This is a genomic window from Streptomyces sp. STR69, assembly GCF_024519455.1.
Lineage (GTDB): Bacteria > Actinomycetota > Actinomycetes > Streptomycetales > Streptomycetaceae > Streptomyces.
This window is the reverse complement of sequence record NZ_JALJRY010000004.1, coordinates 218,698-238,489: the sequence shown is the minus strand read 5'-3', so window position 1 is coordinate 238,489 and position 19,792 is coordinate 218,698. Positions and strand designations below refer to the sequence as shown.

Sequence of the window (19,792 nt, the reverse complement as noted above, 5' to 3'; positions counted from 1 at the left end):
TCCGGACCCTGTCAGTCCGACGCCGCCACCTCCGGCCGCTGCATCGCCACCGCCAGCCCGTGCTCGGTCAACTGCTCCCCGCGCACCTCCTCCGTGACCCGCCCGCGCACGAACACCAGCACCCGGTCGCAGACCTCCGTCAGCTCCGCGAGATCGGTCGAGGCGATCAGGACGGCCGCGCCGCCCGCCGCCAACTCGCCGACGATGCGGTGCATTTCGGCGCGTACGCCGACGTCGACACCCCGGGTCGGATCGTCCAGGACGACGATCTTCGGTTCGGTCGCGAGCCACTTCGCGAAGACGACCTTCTGCTGGTTGCCGCCGGACAGCCGGGCGACCAGGTCGTAGGGCCCGCCGCGCAGCCGCAGCCGTTCGGTCGACTCGGCCGTGCAGCGCACGAGTTCGGAGCGGGCGGGGGCGATCCCGCCCCGGCCCAGCGCCAGCCAGCTGACCGCCGTGGTGTTCTCCCACACCGTGCGGTCCACCATCAGCCCGTACCGTTTGCGGTCGCTCGGCACGAAGGCGACACCCGCGCGCACCGCGCCCCGCAGCGAGCGCGGCAGCCCCCGCCCGCCGACGTCCACCCGGCCCCCGGAGACCGCCCTACGCCCGCACACCACCGCCAACGCGTCGAGATGGCCCGCCCCTTGGAGCCCCGCGACCCCGACCACCTCACCCGCCCGCACGGTGAACGTCACGTCGGTCAGCCGCCCCGGCACGGTCACCCCGGAGAGCACCACGGGCGGTGGCCGGTCCACCAACGACCGTACCCGGCGCGGCGGTTGCTCCGGCCGCCCGCCCAGCATCGCCGACACCAGCTCCGCTACGTCGACCCCGGCCCGCTCCACACCTGCCAGGACGACCCGCCCGTCCCGCAGGACCGTCACCCGGCGCGCGAAGCGCATCACCTCGTCCAGGAAGTGGGAGACGTACAGGACGGCGATGCCCCGGTCGGTCAGCGTGCGCAGGACGCGTTCGAGGCGGTCGACGGCGGAGGCCGGGAGTGCCGACGTGGGCTCGTCGAGGATCAGCAGCCCGGGGCGGCGCAGCAGAGCGCGGGCTATCTCCGTCAACTGCTGGTCGGCCAGCGAGAGTTCACCCAGTTCGGTGCGCGGGTCCATGTCGAGGCCGAGTTCCGCGAGGACGGGCCGGGCCGCCCGGTCCATGGCCCGCCGGTCCAACAGGCCCAGGCGCAGGGGCGGGTGCTGCGGGAAGAGGTTCTCGCGGACGGTGAGGTCCGGGAAGAGGCTCAACTCCTGGGAGACGACGGCGATCCGGGTGTCCTTGGCCGACCGCACCGTCCCGCCGTCCGCGCCCAGTGTCCCCGACAGGATGCGCACCAGCGTCGACTTCCCGGCGCCGTTCTCGCCGACCAGCGCATGCACCTCGCCGCCGCGCAGCCGGATCGAGGCGCCGTCCAACGCCCGTACGCCGCCGTAGGACTTGACCAGTTCCTCCGCCACGAGGATGTCGTCGTGGACCATGTCAGCGCGCGTCCTTGAGCGGTTTGAGGTTGGCCGCCTGGTCGCCGAGGAGCTTGTCGATCGTCGGCTTGTACCAGTCGTAGGCCGCCTGCGCCGACTTCTGCCGCGCGATGATCTCGTCGATGTTCGACGAGTCGACGACCCCGCCGGGGGACAGGAACCAACCGCTGGGCAGCTTGCCCTTCTTGTCGCGGACGGCCTCGATCAGCATCGCCGTGGACAGATAGCCCTTCAGGAAGTGCTGCGGATCGATGGTCACGAAGTTGGAGCCGTCCTTCACCGCGTCCAGGGTCTTCGGGTCGACGTCGAAGCCGGCCGTGAGCCACTTGCCGTGCTCGGCCTTCTTGATCTTGGCGAGGTTGTAGCTGTCGGCGTCACCCACGCCGAGGAAGGCGAGCGCGTCCGGGTGCGCGTTCACCTGCGCGGACCAGGAACTGTAGTTCTGGCCGGGATCGCTGTACGTCTGGAAGGGGCCGAGGACCTTGACGCCGGGCGCCTCCTTCTTGAACGTGTCGGAGATGCCCTTGGCCCGGTTGTCGAGCACCGGCGTCCCCGGGTTGGGCACGCCGATCACGATCTGGCCCTTGGGGTTGGTGCCGAGCCGCTTCAGGGCCTCCTTCGCCATCAACTCGCCGAGCGCGTAATTGTCGTTCCCCACATAGAAGTCGACCTTGCTGCCGTCGGTGGGGGAGGTGTCCAGGGCGACGACGGGGATGCCCTGGTCGACGGCGCGGGCGGCGGGCCGGGTGAAGATCGGCGGGTCGAGGTTCTCCAGGACGATGCCGTCCTTGGCGACCGCGGTGAGGTTCTGGAACAGCTGCACCTCCGCCGGTCCGTCCGTGTTGGGCGGTCCTACGGCCTTGAAGTCGACCTTCCCCGCGTGGCTCGCAGCGCTCTCCGCACCAAGCACCATCTCGTGGGCGAAGTTGAGGGAGATGTTGGCGACCGAGATCCCCATCTTCAGCCTGCCGTTGCCGCCGCCGGAGCCACTGCTGCCGCAGCCCGCGGCGGCCAACAGGACCAGGGCGCCGAGCGCCGCGGACCACGTACGTGAACGGGGGTGCATCACGGCCTCCAACAGGCTGGACCACAGGGGGACTTGGATCGGAGAGGGGCTTGGAGCGGAGAGGGGCGCGGGTCCAGGGGGACTTGGTGGATCACGAGGGACTTCACCTGCGACGGCGTCCGGTGCGGCGCAGCGCGCTGTCGGCCGCGACGGCGAGGAGGATCACCCCGCCGGTCGCGAACGACGTCCAGTTGATGGGTACTTCGAAGAACACCAGGCCGGAGGCGACCACCGAAAGGATCATCGCCCCGGCCACCGCACCGACCACCGAGCCGCGCCCCCCGGCCAGCGGAGTGCCGCCGATGATGCACGCGGCGATCGCCTGCAACTCGTAGCCCTGGCCCAGAGTCGGATCGCCGGCGCCGTAGAAGGCGAGCGCCAGCGCGGCGGCGCAGGCCGTCGTGAGACCGGACAGGGCCAGTGCCTGGATGCGGGTGCGGACGACCGGGATGCCGCTGAAGGCGGCGGCGTCGGGGTTGGACCCGATCGCCCGTACCCGGGCCCCGAAACGGGTCCGGGACAGCACGACCGCCAGTACGACGATCACGGCGAGCAGCACCCACAGCGCGAACGGCACCCCGCCCGGATCACCGCCCGCGAACGTGAAGAACGAGTCGCCCAGCGGAAGATCGGTGATCTGCTTGCCGTCCGCCAGCGCCAGCCCGACACCCCGGAACAGCATCAGCGTGCCCAGCGTGACGATGAACGACGGCAGCGCCAGCAGCGTCGTCACCAGCGCGTTGAACACCCCCAGCCCGATTCCGGTGACCAGCATCACCGGCACCGCAAGCCACGGCGGGGTGCCGTCCCGCACCAGCAGCGCCCCGACGACCAGGCACATCGCGTAGGTCCCGCCCACCGACAGATCGACCTCGCGCATCGACAGCGCGAAGACCATGCCGCACGCCATCAGCGAGATGTAGACGGAGTTGTGGGCGGTGGACAGGAGGTTGTCCGTGTCCAGGAAGTCCGGGTACGGGATGCCGATCCCGGCGATCAGCAGCCCCAGCACGAGCAGCACACCGTACTCGTCCCGGACCCATCGACGTGGAACCGGCCTGAACCGGCTCTGCCCGCCGCCCTGTTCGCGGGCGCGCTCGGCGTCGTCCGCATCGTCCGCGTCGTCCACGGCACGCTCGGTCTCGGTCATCGGGCACGGCTCCCGTAAGCGGCTGGTGCTGGGGTCGTCACGCAGGGTGGGCCCACCGGGCGTGCGCGGCAACCAGGGCGTTTCAGCGAGTGGAATGCGCTCTTGCCCGACGCCTGACGGATCGTCACACTCGCCCCATGGAGACGCGTACCGCCCTGGTGACCGGAGCGGCGCAGGGCCTCGGGCAGGAGTTCGCCGTCGCGCTCGCCGGGCACGGCTACCGGGTCGCCGGACTCGACCTCGTCCCGCAGCCGGAGACCGCCGAAAAGGTCCCGGACTACTTGGAGTTGATCGGCGACGTCACCGAAGAGGCCCAGATCCAGCAGGCGTTGGACCGCCTCATCGGCCGATTCGGCACCCTGCACGTTCTGGTCAACAACGCCGGCGTCTACCCGGCCCGCCCCTTCGAGGAGATCACGCCCGAGGAGTGGCGCCGGGTCATGCGCGTCAACCTGGAGGCGCCGTTCCTGCTGACCCGCGCGGTCCTGCCGTATCTGAAGGCCGCCGGCCGGGGCAGGGTCGTCAACATCGTCTCGGCGGCCGTCCTCACCGCGCCGCCCACGATGGTCCCGTACGTCGCCTCGAAGATGGGCCTGATCGGCTTCACACGTTCGCTCGCGGCGGCGCTCGGGCCGTACGACATCACCGTCAACGCCATCGCGCCCAGCATGGTGCGCACCGCGACCGCCGAGCGGACGGTCGGCGCGGACGGCGGCTTCGAGCACGTCCGCGATCAGCAGGTGGTGCCGCGCACCCAGCGCCCGTCCGACCTGGTCTCGACCCTGCTGTACGTGGTCGACGAGGGCAGCGGCTTCCTGACCGGGCAGACCCTCAACGTGTCAGGAGGATCCGCCTACTTGTGAAGCGCCGAGCCACTGCTGAAGCTCCTCCCGCAGGGACCGCTGAAAGGCAGTCAGGAGGGCCTGCACCACGAGGGGTTGCATGTGTTCGGACAGCGACTTCACGTCCTGCGCGGCACGTTGGGAGACCTCGTCGCGAAACAGCCGCGACAACTCGTGGGCGGCCGTACGGGAGTGTTCGATCAGTACGTTCCGCGCGGCGAGGATCGCCTCCTGGGACAGTGGCACGTCGAGCAGTTGCACACCGAGCCGCAGCAGACCGCAGTCGACGCGGTACGCGGTGCCGTCCGGCCGGACCACGTCCATGGCGGCGAGCCGTTCCACGTCCTCCTCGGTCAGCGCCCGTCCGGCCCGTCGCTCCAACTCCCGCCGGTCCAGGGTCTCCGTGCCCTCCGGAGCCCAGGACGCCACCACCGCGCGGTGGATCGCGAGGTCGTGCGCGCTGAGGTCCGGTGGCAGTTGCGCCACATAGCGCTCGATCGCCGCCAGCGTCATGCCCTGGTGCTGCAACTCCTCGATCAACGCGAGCCGGGACAGATGCTCCTGCCCGTAGTGCCCGACCCGCCGGGCCCCGATCACCGGGGGCGGCAGCAGCCCCTTCGTGCCGTAGAACCGGACCGTGCGGACCGTGGTGCCGGCCCGCGCGGCCAGCTCGTCGATCGTGAGCGTCGGCTCCCCGGCGTCGGTCGTCATGCGCAGCAGTATCGCTGTCTCACCAGTGCTGTGAAACCACCGAAGGCCGTTGTCGGCCGGAGGGCCGTTGTCAGTGGTGCCGCCTACGGTGGACGGCATGGGGGAGATCAACTATGTCCGGGGTGACGCGACCGTTCCGTCGGTCAAGGGCGTCAAGATGATCGCGCATGTCTGCAACGACATCGGGGGCTGGGGAAAGGGCTTCGTGCTGGCCGTGTCCCGCCGCTGGCCGGAGCCGGAGCAGGAGTACCGGGCCTGGCACCGAGCCCGCGCGGCCAACGACTTCGCGCTGGGCGCCGTCCAGTTCGTGCGGGTCGAGCGCCATGTGTGGGTGGCCAACATGATCGGCCAGCGAGGGATACGCACGGGCAGCAAGGGCGTCCCCGTGCGTTACGAGGCGATCGACGCGGCCCTGGGCCTACTGGCCGACCGCGCGGCGGAGCTCGGCGCGTCCGTGCACATGCCCCGCATCGGGTGCGGCCTCGCGGGCGGCAAGTGGTCACGGGTCGAACCACTGGTCACCGAGCGGCTGGCGCGGCGCGGGATCGCCGTGACGGTGTACGACCACGAGGGCTGAGCCGCCGAAACAACTTGCCCCGGACTGAAAGGAGTTGCAGAATCTTGCGCAACCAGAGGGAAGGCCGTGAGCCATGAGCCGCGACAGAGACATCGACGTCCTCGTCCTCGGCGGCGCCGGCGTGGACACCATCGTTCACGTCCCCGAACTGCCGCTCCCGTACGCCGACAGCTACATGATCGACCCCGGTATCCGCACCCGTGCCGGCCAGACCGGCGACTTCGTGGCCCTCGGCCTGAGCGCGCTGGGCCTGCGCACCCACCACCTCGACATGCTCGGTGCCGACCCCGAGGGCGACCTGGTCCGCGCCCTCCACCGCGACCACGGCATCCCGTTCACCGAAGTCCCGCAGCCCGCCGGCACCAAGCGCGCGGTCAACCTCGTGGGCCCGGACGGACGGCGGCTCTCCCTCTACGACTCGACCCGCGCCCACCCCGGCGACCGGCTCCCCGCATCCACGGTCCGCGCCCTCGCCGAGGCGAGCCGCCACGCCCATGTCTCGATCACCCAGCCCTGCGCCCACGCCCTGCCCGCGCTGCGCGAGGCCGGTGCGACGATCTCGACGGACCTGCACAACTGGGACGGCGAGAGCGCGTACCAGGAGGAGTTCGCCCATGCCGCGGACATCGTCTTCCTGTCCACCACCGCGCTGACCGGCACCCCCGAGCACACCATGCGGGGTATCGCCGAGCGGGGCCGGGCCCGGCTGGTGATCGCCACCGCCGGGGCGGAGGGCGCCTACCTGCTGGCCGACGACGAGCTGACCCACATCCCGACCGCGCCGCCACCGAAACCGGTGGTCGACTCCAACGGCGCGGGCGACGCCTTCGCCGCCGCCTTCCTCTTCGGATGGCTCACCGGAGAGCCGCCACTGCGCTGCGCCCGCTACGGCGCGGTCGCCGGAGCCCACGCCTGCACGGTGCCGTCGACGGAGGTCCACCCCGTGGGCCGGGACGAACTCCTCGTACGCGTCGAGGAGTTGGAGGCCGCGGCGATCGGTGCGCCCCGCTAGGGCGTGGTCGACGGGGCGGGTATGCCGGCGTCCGGCGCGGCTGTCGGCGCCGGTGGGGCGTCGAGGTAGGCGTCCAGGGCGGCGGCGCCCGCGAGCATGGCGCGGCTCCGGGCCGAGAGGCGGGCGTGCCAGTCGCGCAGCGTCGACTCCAGCGGCGCGACACCGCCGGCGGTACGGACCTGGGCGATCAGCGGAGCGATGTGTTCCAGCAGGTAGCCGCCGCGTCTGAGCTGGTGGACCAGGAGGGCGTCGCGGATGTCGGCCGGGCCGTAGACCCGGTAGCCGGTGCGCGGGTCGCGGCGCGGCCGGACCAGACCGGCCTGCTCCCAGGCGCGGAGGGTGGCCGGGCGGATGCCGAGCCGTCGCGCCAGGGGGCCGACGAACGTGTCGCCCCGCTCTTCGGGCACCGGACCGAGGTCGCGCAGTGCGGCCTCGACCGCCTGGAGGGTGCGGCGGTCGTCGAGCAGTTGCACATGACTCTCGTCGATGAGGCGAAGGGCGTCCTCGATGGCGCCCCGGTTGACCGCCTGCAGGATCGCCGCGGCCGTCCGGTGGCCGTGTCCCGGGACGAGCGCGAGGAACGCACGCAGGGCCCGCGCGTGCCGAGGTGTGTAGGTGCGGTAGCCGTGCGCGGTGCGTTCGGCGGCCGGAAGGATGCCCGCCGCCTCGTAGTTGCGGACCGCCTGCGTCGACAGACCGTGCCCGCGCGCCAGATCGACCGGCCTGAGCCGACCATCGCTTTGAAGGTTTCGCGCCACTGTCCTGCCACTGTCGACGAAAAGTTTCCACTGAGACTTCAACGATACGTTTGAGGATATGACTCCTGGTGCCTCTCCCAGTATTTCTCCTGGTATCGCCGATGCCGTGCACGGCGTCGACCCCGCAGCCGTTCTGGAACTGCTCCCGGCCCGACCGCGGCTGCTCGCCCTCGGCGAACCCACCCACGGCGAGGACGTCCTCCTCGACGTGCGCAACGAGATCTTCCGCCACCTCGTCGAACGGGAGGGCTACCGCACCATCGCCATCGAGAGCGACTGCCTCATGGGCCTGGTCGTGGACGACCACGTCACCTCGGGCGCGGGCACCCTCGACGACACCATGGCGCGCGGCTTCAGCCACGAGTGGGGCGCCTTCCCGGGCAACCGCGAACTCGTGCGCTGGATGCGCGAGTACAACGACGGCCGGCCCGACGCCGAGCAGGTGCGGTTCGCCGGAATCGACGGTCCGCTGGAGATCACCGGCGCCGCGAGCCCCCGCCAGGCCCTCACCGGACTCCACGCCCACCTCACCGCCGGAGTCGCCGCCGACCTCCTTCCCTGCACCGCCAAGACCCTCGACGAACTGCTCGGCACGGACGACCGATGGACCGACACCGCAGCCATGACGAACCCGTCCCGGTCCGTCGGGCGGACACCCGAGGCCGGACAACTCCGCCTGCTCGCCGACGACTTGGTGGCCCTGCTCGACGCGTGGACACCACAACTGATCGCGGCGTCCGCACCGGAGGACTGGCACCGCGCCCGCCTCTGCGGCCGTACCGCTCTCGGGCTGCTGCGCTACCACTCAGCGATGGCCGACACCTCACCGAGCCGCATGACACGGCTGGTCGCCCTGCGGGACTCGATGATGGCCGCCAACCTGCTCGCCGTCGTCGAACGCGGCCCGGCACTGGTGAACGCCCACAACGGCCACCTCCAGCGGAACAGGAGCAGCATGCGGATGGGCGGCCCGCCGGTGGAGTGGTGGAGCGCCGGCGCGATCGTCGGCGCGCACCTGGGCGAGGAGTACGCCTTCCTGGCCACGGCCCTCGGCACGATCTCCCACCAGGGGGTGCACGCCCCGCCCCCGGACACCGTAGAGGGGCTGCTGTACGCGCTCCCGCACCCCCGTTGCCTCGTCGACCCCCGTCGGCTCGCCACCGCGCTCGCCGGGTCGACGCCCGCGCCCCGCGTGTCGTCCTGGTACGGGTACGCCCCGCTGGACCCGGCCCACCTGACCGGCAACGACGGGATCGTGTTCGTCAAGGACACCGGGCACGGCCAGGTGTCCTCGGGATCCGGCGGCGGCTGAGCGGTGCCGGTACCGTTCAGCCGCCGCCGTGCCGTCAGCCCCCGTGCACGTCGTTCGTCGCGGCGATCCTCTTCCACGACTTCGGCTGCACCGGAGCCTGCGACGCCTTCGCGATGGACGCCGAACGGGCCGCCGGGGCCGCCGGCTTCGACGGCTGGAACAGCCAGATGTCGAAGAGCGCCGACAGCGACTTCCCGGACACCTCTTCCGCGAACTTCTGGAAGTCCGCGACCGACGCGTTGCCGTACGCGTGCTCCTTCGGCCAGCCCTTCAGAATGGCGAAGAACGCGTCGTCGCCGACCTCGTTGCGCAGCGCCTGGATGGCCAGCGCGCCCCGGTCGTAGACGGGGAGTTCGAACTGGTTGTCCGGACCCGGGTCACCGGGCGCGATCGTCCAGAAGGCGTCGTCGGCGGGGTGCAACGCGTAGACGTAGTCGGCGAGTTGCTGCGTGGTGCCCTCGCCCTCGTGCTCGGACCACAGCCACTGCGCGTAGCGCGCGAAGCCCTCGTTGATCCAGATGTCCTTCCAGCCCTTCAGCGACACGTCGTCGCCGTACCACTGGTGGGCCAACTCGTGCACGACGACAGAGGTGTTGGCGCCGTTCGCGAACTGCCTCGGGCTGTAGTAGACGCGGCTCTGGGTCTCCAACGCGTACCCGGTGGTCGTGTTGGGCACATACCCGCCGGCGTTGCTGAAGGGATACGGACCGAAATAGCCGCTCAGCCAGTCGACGATCTCCCCGGTGCGCTCCACGCTCGCCCGCGCGGACCCGTCGTTGTCGCCGAGGTCCTTGCTGTAGGCGTTGACGACCGGGACCCCGCCCTCGGAGGTGCTGGTCGTGATGTCGAACCTGCCGAGCGCGAGCGTGGCCAGATAGGTGGCCTGCGGCTTGTTCTGCCGCCAGTTGTAGCGGGTCCAGCCGAGCTGTGAACTCGTCGACTGGAGCGTGCCGTTGGAGATGGCCTGGGTGCCGTTCGGTACGGCCACGGACACGTCGTAGGTTGCCTTGTCGCTCGGGTGGTCGTTGCTCGGGAACCACCACCACGCCGACTCGGGCTCGTCCGCCGCGACCGCGCCGTCCGGAGTGCGGTGCCAGGTGTTGAAGCCGTACGCGCTCTTCGTGGACGGCACCCCGCTGTAGCGGACCACGACGGTGATCGGCGTGCCCGATGGCAGCGGGGTCTTCGGGGTGATCTCCAGCTCGTGCTGCCCGGAGGTCGCGAAGGTCGCCTTCACGCCGTTGACCCGCACCTCGCTCACGTCGAGGAGGAAGTCCAGGTCGAACCGCGACAGGTCCTGCGTCGTCTTGGCGAGGATCGTCGCCGTGCCCGCCAACTCGTCGGTGGCGGGCTGGTATTGAAGCCTGAGGTCGTAGTGCGAGACGTCGTATCCGCCGTTGCCGTAGGCCGGGTAGTAGGGGTCGCCGATACCCGGAGCGCCGGGGGAGTAGCTTGCCGCCGAGGCCGGGATCGCCAGCAGCAGGGAGGCCGCCGCGAGCGCTCCCGGCGCGATGATTCTGCGGTGCACGAGAACTCCAAGTCGTAGGGCTCCGCGGAATGCCGAAGAGCCGTGGGGGTCCACGAAGGCCGAAGAGCCGAAGTGTCGGAGAGCAGTAGGGTCCACTCGGTCTTCAGTCTGTTCAAAGGCTATTCAGTCCCTGTGCTCCCGTGCCTGTCCACGGCACCTCCTGTCACACGATCGCCATTCGGCCGACATGACTCCGAGTGCCTCTTCCAGCACGGGAGTTGACCGATGTACCGTCCGCGCATGCCGAAACGCACGCGCTTCACGATCTGGAGATCGCTCGCGACGGCGGCGACCGCCGCCCTCCTGGCCACTTTCCTCACCCCGGCAGTGGCCCAGAGCGCCCCGCAGGAAAGCCAACCCGTCTACTCCTACGCGAACGCGATCCGCGAGGCCGTCTGGGTGGACACCGGACTCGACGGCGACGGCGACGGGAAGACCGACCGGGTCGCCGTCGACATCGTCCGGCCGAGCGAACCCGCCCGCGAGGGCCGCAAAGTCCCCGTCATCATGGACGCCAGCCCCTACTACTCCTGCTGCGGACGCGGCAACGAGAGCCAGCTGAAGACCTACGACGCGAGCGGCAACGTTGTCCAGATGCCGCTCTTCTACGACAACTACTTCGTGCCCCGCGGCTACGCCTTCGTCGGCGTCGACCTCGCCGGCACCAACCGCTCCGACGGCTGCGTCGACGTCGGCGGCCGCTCCGACATCCAGTCCGCCAAGGCCGTCGTCGACTGGCTGAACGGACGCGCCAAGGCGTACACCACACGCACCGGAACCGTCTCCGCGCGGGCGAGTTGGACCAACGGCAGAACCGGAATGATCGGCAAGAGCTGGGACGGCACCATCGCCAACGGCGTCGCCGCCACCGGCGTCAAGGGCCTGAAGACGATCGTCCCGATCAGCGCCATCTCCTCCTGGTACGACTACTACTTCGCCAAGGGCGCCCCGCTCTACGACTCGGGCCCCGACTGGCTGTCCAACGTGGTCGAGAACTCCGACGCGCAGGCCAAGTGCGCCGCCGTCCAGCAGAAGATCGTCGACGGGGCTCCGCGCACCGGCGACTGGACACCGTTCTGGACAGAACGCGACTACGTGAAGGACGCGAGCAAGGTCAGGGCCAGCGTCTTCCTCGTGCACGGGCTGCAGGACCTCAACGTCCGCACCAAGAACTTCGGCCAGTGGTGGGACGCCCTCGCCAAGAACGGCGTCGAGCGCAAGATCTGGCTCTCCCAGACCGGCCACGTCGACCCCTTCGACTACCGCCGCGACGCCTGGGTCGACACACTCCACCGCTGGTTCGACCACGAACTCCTCGGCTACGACAACGGAATCGACCGGCAGCCCATGGCCGACGTCGAACGCCACCCCGACCAGTGGGAGACGTCGAAGGTCTGGCCGCCGAGCGGCACCGCGACCACGACCCTCCACCCGGCGCAGGGCACCCAGGCCGGCGTCGGCACGCTCGGGCTCACCACGGGCACCGGCACCGAGAAGTTCACCGACAACCCGCAGGAGAGCGAGACCGACTGGGCCGCCGCGATCGACAAACCGACGGCGGACAAGGCCGGTTTCGTCACCGGACCGCTCAAGAAGGACCTACGGCTGTCGGGTTCCTCGAAGGTGACGATCACGGCGACACCCACCACCGCCACGGCCCATCTCTCCGCCGTCCTGGTCGACCTGGGCCCCGACACCATCCGCGACTACGCCGACTCGGCGGAGGGCATCACCACGCTCACGAACCGCACCTGCTGGGGCGAGAGCACGGCGGGGGACAGCGCCTGCTTCCTGGCAACCCAGGCCAAGACCACGGCAGTTGACTACAACGTCTTCAGCCGCGGCTGGGCCGACCTCGGCAACCACGCCTCCGACACGAAGGGCGCACCGCTCACCCCCGGCAAGGCGTACACCATCACGCTCGACCTGGCGGCGACCGACCACGTCGTCCCGGCCGGGCACCGCCTCGCCCTGATCGTCGCGGGCACGGACCGGGACCTCATCGACCCGCCGTCCACCACCCCGACCCTCACCGTCACCCTGTCCCGCACGTCGGCCCGACTCCCGCTCGTCGGCGGGGCGTCGGCGTTCGCGAAGGCCACGGCGGGAGTCAGGACCACGGCACCCACGGCCACGACCCTCGACGGCGTACGGGCACCCCGTTCAGCCGCCCAGCGGGTACCCGGCAACTGATCACCGCTCCGGAGCGGGGCGGCGCGAACACACTCCGCCGCCCCGCTCCGGGCACACCGGTGAGGATCAGCCCAGCCGCAGCCGTACCAACTCCGCGGCTTCCTCGGCGCATCCCCACGCCACCGTGATTCCCCCCCCGCCGTGACCGTAGTTGTGCACCAACACCCGCCCGCCCCGCAGCACTTGACGCTCCAGTCGTACCGCGGGCCGTGTCGGCCGCAGGCCCACCCGGTGCTCCAGGACCCGGGCGTCGGCGATCTCCGGCCGGACCGCCGCGCACCGCGCGATGATCGCCTCGGCGGTCGCGGGGTCGGGCGTCATCGACCAGGCGCCGTCCTCGGCCGTACCGCCCAGGATCAGCCCGCCCGGCTGCGGGAAGAAGTACGTGGACGTGTCCGCCGTGTGGTCGACCGACGTGAACCAGGTCGTGATCCCAGGGTTCTCCACCACGACCAACTGACCGCGCACCGGCCGCATCGAGCGATCGGGCACGAGGTCCAGGGAGTCCAGCCCCGTGCAGTTGACGACGACGGGCGCCGGCACCTCGCTGAGGTCCGTCACCGAAGCCTCCTCCACCGTCCCGCCCGCCCGCAGGAACCGCTCCCGCAGCCACGGCAGATGGGTCGACATGTCGATCAGCGGCAACCGTGCCCACAGCCCGCCGCCCGCGTACTCCTCGGCCCGCGCCGCCCGCAGCCCCGGCACCCGGCGCGCCCACGGCCCCAGCTCGTCCAGCCGCGTCCCGCCCTGTACACCCTCGACCATGCGTACGCCCGTCTCCTCGGGCCGCGCCGCCAACTCCTCGTACACGCCGAGCGATTGGAGCGCCCACTCACCGACGAGCGCCTCCGGTTCGATCCGGTAGGGCCACCACAGCGCGCCCGCGACGGCCGAGGTCGTCAGCTCGACGCTCTCGCGCGTCCACACCCGGACCCGGGTGCCACTCTCGGCCAGCACGACGGCCGTCGTCAGCCCGATGACGCCCCCGCCGACCACGATGACTTCGCCACTCACACCGCTCTCCATGCGCGGACGGTAGCGGAATACACCATGCCGTGCTCACACCGGCATCGTGCTGGGGATACTCACAGCATGTCTGCCGAACACGCGATGTCCGCCGCGTACGCGGCCTTCGGCCTGGCACCGGCGATGCGCGCCGGTGAAGTCCTCGCGGACGGCGGCTACCAGGTGCACCGCGACTTCGTCGACTTCCTCGTCGACGGCCGCCCGCTGCTCTTCCAGCTCGCCGACCTGGACGCCGTCTCCCCGCTCGCCTCCGACATCCCGCCCGCGATCTTCACCGCCCAGGTCCGCAGCCTCCTCCTGGAGACCGACCCACCGCTGCAGGGCGGACGCCACATCATCTACGGCTGCCCCGAGTGCGCGGACCTGGCCTGCGGAGCCGTCACCGCCGTCATCGAACGGGACGGCACCGACTACATCTGGCGCGACTTCGCCTGGCAGACCGACGAACACGCCGACCTGGAGCGCAACGGCTACCACGGCATAGGGCCCTTCCGCTTCGCCGGCACCGAATACCGCACGGCCCTCGACGCCCTCATCGACGGCACCGAACCCCCGGCCGCCAAACGCCGCGTCCTGCTCATCGGCGCCCGCGTCGCCGTCCTCAACAAGCTCGCCGCCGCCCTCCGCGCCATCGGCATCGGCGCAGAGACCACCGGCGACGCGACCCATGTCCCCGCCGACGAACTCCGCGGCTACGGCGCCGTGGCGTTCGGTCGGGCCGTCACGGAGGAGCAACGGGCCGCCGTACGGGCCGAGTTCGAGCGTGCCGGGGTCGACGTGGCGTATGTCGACGGCCTCGCGCCCATCGTCCCGCTTCTCGTCGCCCAGATCGAACACGCCCTGGACCGCCGCCCCGCCGAGCAGCACCGGCTGACCCGCCTGGTCGCCGCCGACGGCGAGGCGGGCATCGAGGTCACCTCCCCGTGCCGGGTGCGCGTCACCGCGTACCGGCTGGACCGCCTCTATCGCAGCCACACCCAGGACGTCTTCGACGGCGTCCTGGAACCCGGCCTCCATCGCATCGCCCTCGACGCCAAGGCCGTGAAGGGCGAGTCCTTCGTCGTGGCCCGGACCATGGGGAGCGTGCTGGTGGCGGCGATGGCCCGCTGAAATCCGCGGCGCGGGCGGGCAGGGGGACCGATTAGGATCGGCGGTCTGATGACTGCCACTCTCGTCGCCAAGAATCTCGCCGCCGGACACGGCGACCGCGCCCTGTTCACCGGGCTCGACCTCGTCGTCGCCCCCGGTGATGTGATCGGCCTTGTCGGTGCCAACGGCGCGGGCAAGTCCACCCTGCTCAGGATGCTCGCGGGCCTGCTCGCACCGGAGGAGGGCGAACTGCGCCTCTCCCCGCCGGCGGCGACCGTAGGCCATCTCCCGCAGGAACCGGAGCGGCGCCCGGGCGAGAGCGTGCGCGAGTTCCTGGCCCGCCGCACCGGCGTCGCCGAGGCCCAGCGCACGATGGACGAGGCCACCCAGGCACTGGTGGACGGCGCACCCGGCGCCGACGACGCCTATTCGGCGAGCCTGGAGCGCTGGCTCGACCTCGGCGGTGCCGACCTCGACGAACGCGCCGAGGAGATCGCCGACTCCCTCGGCCTCGCCATCGACCTCGACCAGCCGATGACCTCCCTGTCCGGCGGCCAGGCGGCGAGAGCGGGCCTGGCGTCCCTCCTCCTGTCCCGCTACGACGTCTTCCTCCTCGACGAGCCCACCAACGACCTGGACCTCGACGGCCTGGAGCGCCTCGAACGCTTCGTCTCCGGCCTGCGCGCCGGCACGGTCGTCGTCTCGCACGACCGCGAGTTCCTCACCCGCACCGTCACCAAGGTCCTCGAACTCGACCTGGCCCAGAACCAGATCAACCTCTACGGCGGCGGCTACGAGGCCTACCTGGAGGAGCGGGACGTGGCCCGCCGGCACGCCCGCGACGACTTCGAGGAGTACGCCGACAAGCGCTCCGCGCTCCAGGACCGTGCCCAGATGCAGCGCGGCTGGATGGACAAGGGCGTCAAGAACGCCCGCCGCAAGGCGAACAACGACAACGACAAGATCGGCCGCAAGTTCCGCAGCGAGGCCAGCGAGAAGCAGGCCGCGAAGGCCCGGCAGACCCAGCGCATGATCGAACGCCTCGACGTCGTCGAGGAGCCCCGCAAGGAGTGGGAGCTGCGCATGGAGATCGCCTCCGCGCCCCGCTCCGGCGCGGTTGTCGCGACCCTGCGGGACGCCGAGGTACGGCGCGGTGACTTCACCTTCGGACCGGTGTCCCTGCAGATCGACTGGGCGGACCGGGTCGCGGTGACCGGTGCGAACGGCGCGGGCAAGTCGACGCTTCTCGCTGCGCTGCTCGGCCGTATCCCCTTGGACGCGGGGCACGCCGCGCTCGGTTCGGGTGTCCTGGTGGGCGAAGTCGACCAGGCACGCCAGTTGTTCCACGGCGAGGAGTCCCTGCTCGACGCGTTCTGCGCGGCCGTGCCGGACACGGAACCGGCCGAAGTCCGCACGCTGCTCGCCAAGTTCGGCCTCAAGGCGAACCATGTGATGCGGCCTGCGGGGACCTTGTCACCGGGTGAGCGCACGCGGTCCGCCCTGGCGCTGCTCCAGGGGCGTGGGGTGAACCTCCTGGTTCTGGACGAGCCGACGAACCACCTGGACCTGCCGGCCATCGAGCAGTTGGAGTCGGCGCTCGATGCCTACGAGGGCACGCTGTTGTTGGTCACTCATGACCGGCGGATGCTGGACGCGGTTCAGGTGACTCGGCGGTTGGAGGTGGCGGACGGGAAGGTGACGGAGCAGCGGTGAGGTTCAGGAGCGTGGTTCACTGCGGGCCGGTGGGGGCTGGTCGCGCAGTTCCCCGCGCCCCTTCAGGGCGCTGAAGCTCGGCCTCTTTTGCGGCATGCTCCACCCTGTTCCGGTGCTCCGCCCACCAACTCGCGTTGCCCGGAGCCACATTTGGTCCCTCGGCCCGTTGCCCCACCGTCCCGTCGACGAGTTCCCGTACGACGTCGGCGTGGCCCGCGTGCCGGGAGGTCTCGTAGGTCATGTGGACGAGGGTGCGGTGCAGGGTGAGTTCGGCGCCGCGTTCGCCGGGGATGCGGCCGATCGCGTCCAGGGGCAGCGCCTCGATCGTCGCGTCCGAGTGAGCGCACACTCGCCGGTAGTCCCCGACCATCTGCTCACGCGTCTCGTCCGGCGTCGCCCACAGATCCGCGTTCGGCTCGGCGTCACCCGCGATCCACAACTCCGGCGCGGAGACGGGCCGTCCGAAGACCGTGCCGAAGTAGAACCCCTCGGCCCCGGCCAGATGCTTGACCAGCCCCAGCAGATTGGTGCCGGTCGGCGTCATCGGCCGCCGGATGTCGTACTCCGAGAGCCCTTCGAGCTTCCACAGCAGAGCGTCACGGGCGTCCTGAAGAAAAACGCGGAGATCGGCTTTGAAGTCCGGTGTGATCATGCGCCCAGTCTGCAGCAGGGCGCCAAGCGCCCTGAAGGGGCGCGGGGAACTGCGCGCCCGGCCCCCACCCGCCCGCAGCTCCCCACAACCTGACCGCCGAAACCGTCAGCGCTTGCCCTTCTTGCCGGGATCCAGCAACCCCGCCTTGCGCAGAGCATCGGCCATCGCACTGTTGGCCGGCGGCGGAGCCGCAGCCTGGCGCGAGCCGCCGCCCTGTTGCTGCCGCTGCTGAGGCGGACGTCCACCCCGCTGCCGACGCTCGCCACCCCCGCCCTGCTGTCGCCGCTCCCCGCCGGAGGCCTGCGCCTCGGCCGAGTCCTCCAGCCGCAGAGTCAACGAGATCCGCTTCCGAGGGATGTCGACATCAAGCACCTTCACCTTGACGATGTCCCCCGGCTTCACCACGTCCCGCGGGTCCTTGACGAACGTCTTCGACAGCGCGGAAACGTGGGCCAGACCGTCCTGGTGGACGCCGACGTCGATGAACGCCCCGAACGCGGCGACGTTCGTGACGACCCCCTCCAGGATCATCCCGGGCGCCAGGTCGGAGATCTTCTCGACGCCGTCCTTGAACGTGGCCGTCTTGAACGCGGGCCGCGGGTCGCGCCCCGGCTTCTCCAGCTCCTTCAGGATGTCGGTCACGGTCGGCAGACCGAACGTCTCGTCCACGAACTCCGTCGGCTTCAGCGACCGCAGCACCGCCGTGTTGCCGATCAGGGATGCCACCTCGCTGCCCGCCGTCTTCACCATCCGCCGTACCACCGGATACGCCTCGGGGTGCACGCTGGACGCGTCGAGCGGGTCGTCGCCGCCGCGGATGCGCAGGAAGCCCGCGCACTGCTCGTAGGCCTTCGGGCCGAGCCGTGCCACCTTCTTCAGCTGGGTGCGCGAGGTGAAGGGGCCGTTGGCGTCGCGGTGCGACACGATGTTCTCCGCGAGGCCGGAGGTGATGCCGGACACGCGTGAAAGCAGCGGCGCGGAGGCCGTGTTGACGTCCACACCGACGCCGTTCACACAGTCCTCCACCACCGCGTCCAGCGAACGCGACAGCTTCACCTCGGACAGGTCGTGCTGGTACTGGCCGACACCGATCGACTTGGGGTCGATCTTCACCAATTCCGCGAGGGGGTCCTGGAGTCGGCGCGCGATGGAGACGGCACCGCGCAACGACACGTCCATGTCGGGCAGTTCCTGCGAGGCGAACGCGGACGCCGAGTACACGGACGCGCCGGCCTCGGACACCATCACCTTGGTGAGCTTCAACTCCGGGTGCTTGGTGATGAGTTCACCGGCGAGCTTGTCGGTCTCGCGGGACGCCGTGCCGTTGCCGATCGCGATCAGGTCGACCGAGTGCTGTGCGGAGAGGCGCGCCAGCTTGGCAAGGGCCTCGTCCCACTTGTTGGCCGGGACGTGCGGGTAGATGACGTCGGTGGCGACGACCTTGCCGGTCGCGTCCACGACGGCCACCTTCACGCCCGTACGGAAACCGGGGTCCAGGCCGAGCGTCGCGCGCGTGCCGGCCGGGGCGGCCAGCAGCAGGTCCCGCAGGTTCGACGCGAACACGTTGACCGCCTCGTCCTCGGCCGCCGTACGCAGCCGCAGCCTGAGGTCGATGCCGAGATGCACCAGGATGCGGGTGCGCCAGGCCCAACGGACCGTGTCCTGAAGCCACTTGTCGCCGGGACGGCCCCGGTCGAGGATCTGGAAGCGGTGGGCGACCATCCCCTCGTAGGACGAAGGCCCCTCGGTGTCCTCCTCGGGCTCCAGGACGAGATCGAGGACGTCCTCCTTCTCGCCGCGCAGCATCGCGAGGATGCGGTGCGAGGGCAGCGCGGTGAACGGCTCCGAGAAGTCGAAGTAGTCGGCGAACTTGGCGCCCGCCTCTTCCTTGCCGTCCCGCACCTTCGCGGCGAGGCGCCCGCGCCCCCACATCCGCTCGCGCAGCTCGCCGATCAGGTCGGCATCCTCCGAGAACCGCTCGGTGAGGATCGCCCGCGCGCCGTCCAGGGCGGCCTGCGGATCGGCGACACCCTTGTCGGCGTCGACGAACGCGGCGGCAGCGGCCAGCGGCTCCACGCTCGGGTCGCCCAACAGGCCCTCCGCGAGCGGCTCAAGCCCCGCCTCCCGCGCGATCTGCGCCTTGGTGCGCCGCTTGGGCTTGTACGGGAGGTAGATGTCCTCAAGGCGCGCCTTGGTCTCGGCGGCGCGGATCTGCGCCTCCAGCTCCTCGGTGAGCTTGCCCTGCTCGCGCACCGATTCGAGGATCGCGGTCCGCCGCTCCTCCAGCTCGCGCAGATATCGCAGCCGCTCCTCGAGCGTGCGCAGCTGCGCGTCGTCGAGCATCTCGGTCGCTTCCTTGCGGTAGCGGGCGATGAAGGGCACCGTCGAACCGCCGTCGAGCAGCTCGACGGCGGCCTTCACCTGCCGCTCCCGTACGCCGAGCTCCTCGGCGATCCTGCCTTCGATGGACCCTACGAGGGGTGTCGTCACGCCCGTACCGCCTTCTCCACTGAGGTTGCGCGGCAATTGTGGCAGGTGACACCGACACTCGGGGATCAGGGCGCCGTCCCGGAGTCGATTTTCAGTGATCTTCTGGACGGTGGGAACAGTGATAGGAGAGGCTGCGGGTATCGCCTGGTATGAGCAGGCAACAGACAACTGACACCTTTCCCAGCGAAG

General features: G+C 70.6%; 16 protein-coding genes. 7 read left to right on the top strand and 9 right to left on the bottom strand.

Going from position 1 to position 19,792, the window contains the following annotated elements:
• Nucleotides 1-11 precede the first annotated feature (11 nt).
• From OC490_RS09500 to OC490_RS09490, 3 genes are all read right to left on the bottom strand, one after another.
• Nucleotides 12-1,484 carry a sugar ABC transporter ATP-binding protein gene (locus OC490_RS09500; RefSeq protein WP_262057394.1) on the bottom strand — a complete coding sequence of 491 codons (1,473 nt, stop codon included), beginning with the start codon at nt 1,482-1,484 and terminating at the stop codon, nt 12-14.
• A gap of 1 nt (nt 1,485) precedes the next feature.
• Nucleotides 1,486-2,550 carry a sugar ABC transporter substrate-binding protein gene (locus tag OC490_RS09495; RefSeq protein WP_262057393.1) on the bottom strand — a complete coding sequence of 355 codons (1,065 nt, stop codon included), beginning with the start codon at nt 2,548-2,550 and terminating at the stop codon, nt 1,486-1,488.
• Nucleotides 2,551-2,653: 103 nt separating this feature from the next.
• Nucleotides 2,654-3,700: an ABC transporter permease gene (locus OC490_RS09490; protein WP_262057392.1), complete on the bottom strand. Its 1,047-nt coding sequence runs from the start codon at nt 3,698-3,700 to the stop codon at nt 2,654-2,656.
• A 137-nt stretch (nt 3,701-3,837) separates the two neighbouring features.
• Between OC490_RS09490 and OC490_RS09485 the strand changes: the two genes are divergently transcribed.
• On the top strand, nt 3,838-4,563 hold the full coding sequence (locus tag OC490_RS09485; protein WP_262057391.1) for an SDR family NAD(P)-dependent oxidoreductase: 726 nt from the start codon (nt 3,838-3,840) through the stop codon (nt 4,561-4,563).
• Here the strand turns inward: OC490_RS09485 and OC490_RS09480 are convergent.
• Nucleotides 4,540-5,253, bottom strand: a complete 714-nt coding sequence (locus OC490_RS09480; RefSeq protein ID WP_262057390.1) for a MerR family transcriptional regulator — start codon at nt 5,251-5,253, stop codon at nt 4,540-4,542. The two genes, OC490_RS09485 and OC490_RS09480, sit on opposite strands and share 24 nt — an antisense overlap.
• Nucleotides 5,254-5,350: 97 nt before the next feature.
• Between OC490_RS09480 and OC490_RS09475 the strand changes: the two genes are divergently transcribed.
• Complete coding sequence (locus OC490_RS09475; protein WP_262057389.1) at nt 5,351-5,830, top strand: macro domain-containing protein; 480 nt, start codon at nt 5,351-5,353, stop codon at nt 5,828-5,830.
• Between the two features lie 73 nt (nt 5,831-5,903).
• Nucleotides 5,904-6,842 carry a PfkB family carbohydrate kinase gene (locus OC490_RS09470; protein WP_262057388.1) on the top strand — a complete coding sequence of 313 codons (939 nt, stop codon included), beginning with the start codon at nt 5,904-5,906 and terminating at the stop codon, nt 6,840-6,842.
• On the opposite strand, the gene OC490_RS09465 is transcribed toward OC490_RS09470, so the two are convergent.
• Complete coding sequence (locus OC490_RS09465; protein WP_262057387.1) at nt 6,839-7,600, bottom strand: TioE family transcriptional regulator; 762 nt, start codon at nt 7,598-7,600, stop codon at nt 6,839-6,841. The genes OC490_RS09470 and OC490_RS09465 overlap by 4 nt on opposite strands.
• Nucleotides 7,601-7,658: 58 nt before the next feature.
• On the opposite strand from OC490_RS09465, the gene OC490_RS09460 reads away from it, so the two are divergent.
• Nucleotides 7,659-8,912 carry an erythromycin esterase family protein gene (locus tag OC490_RS09460; protein ID WP_262057386.1) on the top strand — a complete coding sequence of 418 codons (1,254 nt, stop codon included), beginning with the start codon at nt 7,659-7,661 and terminating at the stop codon, nt 8,910-8,912.
• A gap of 34 nt (nt 8,913-8,946) precedes the next feature.
• Here the strand turns inward: OC490_RS09460 and OC490_RS09455 are convergent, their stop codons facing one another.
• Nucleotides 8,947-10,440, bottom strand: coding sequence for a M1 family metallopeptidase (locus tag OC490_RS09455; protein WP_262057385.1), 1,494 nt, complete (start codon nt 10,438-10,440; stop codon nt 8,947-8,949).
• Between the two features lie 240 nt (nt 10,441-10,680).
• Between OC490_RS09455 and OC490_RS09450 the strand changes: the two genes are divergently transcribed.
• The gene (locus OC490_RS09450) at nt 10,681-12,633 is read left to right on the top strand and encodes a Xaa-Pro dipeptidyl-peptidase (RefSeq protein ID WP_262057384.1); all 1,953 of its coding nucleotides are present in this window, start codon (nt 10,681-10,683) and stop codon (nt 12,631-12,633) included.
• Nucleotides 12,634-12,699: 66 nt separating this feature from the next.
• On the opposite strand, the gene OC490_RS09445 is transcribed toward OC490_RS09450, so the two are convergent.
• Entirely contained in the window at nt 12,700-13,659 is a 960-nt protein-coding gene (locus tag OC490_RS09445) for an NAD(P)/FAD-dependent oxidoreductase (RefSeq protein ID WP_262057383.1), read from the bottom strand.
• Nucleotides 13,660-13,743: 84 nt separating this feature from the next.
• Here OC490_RS09445 and OC490_RS09440 point away from each other — a divergent pair, with 84 nt between their 5' ends.
• Both OC490_RS09440 and OC490_RS09435 read left to right on the top strand, forming a co-directional pair.
• Nucleotides 13,744-14,769, top strand: coding sequence for an oxidoreductase (locus OC490_RS09440; RefSeq protein WP_262057584.1), 1,026 nt, complete (start codon nt 13,744-13,746; stop codon nt 14,767-14,769).
• Between the two features lie 48 nt (nt 14,770-14,817).
• Entirely contained in the window at nt 14,818-16,461 is a 1,644-nt protein-coding gene (locus tag OC490_RS09435; RefSeq protein WP_262057382.1) for an ABC-F family ATP-binding cassette domain-containing protein, read from the top strand.
• A 16-nt stretch (nt 16,462-16,477) separates the two neighbouring features.
• Here the strand turns inward: OC490_RS09435 and OC490_RS09430 are convergent, their stop codons facing one another.
• Both OC490_RS09430 and OC490_RS09425 read right to left on the bottom strand, forming a co-directional pair.
• Nucleotides 16,478-17,113, bottom strand: a complete 636-nt coding sequence (locus OC490_RS09430) for a DinB family protein (RefSeq protein ID WP_262057381.1) — start codon at nt 17,111-17,113, stop codon at nt 16,478-16,480.
• Between the two features lie 105 nt (nt 17,114-17,218).
• Nucleotides 17,219-19,603 (bottom strand): Tex family protein, encoded by a 2,385-nt coding sequence (locus OC490_RS09425; protein ID WP_262057380.1) that lies wholly within the window; start codon nt 19,601-19,603, stop codon nt 17,219-17,221.
• Between the last annotated feature and the right edge of the window lie 189 nt (nt 19,604-19,792).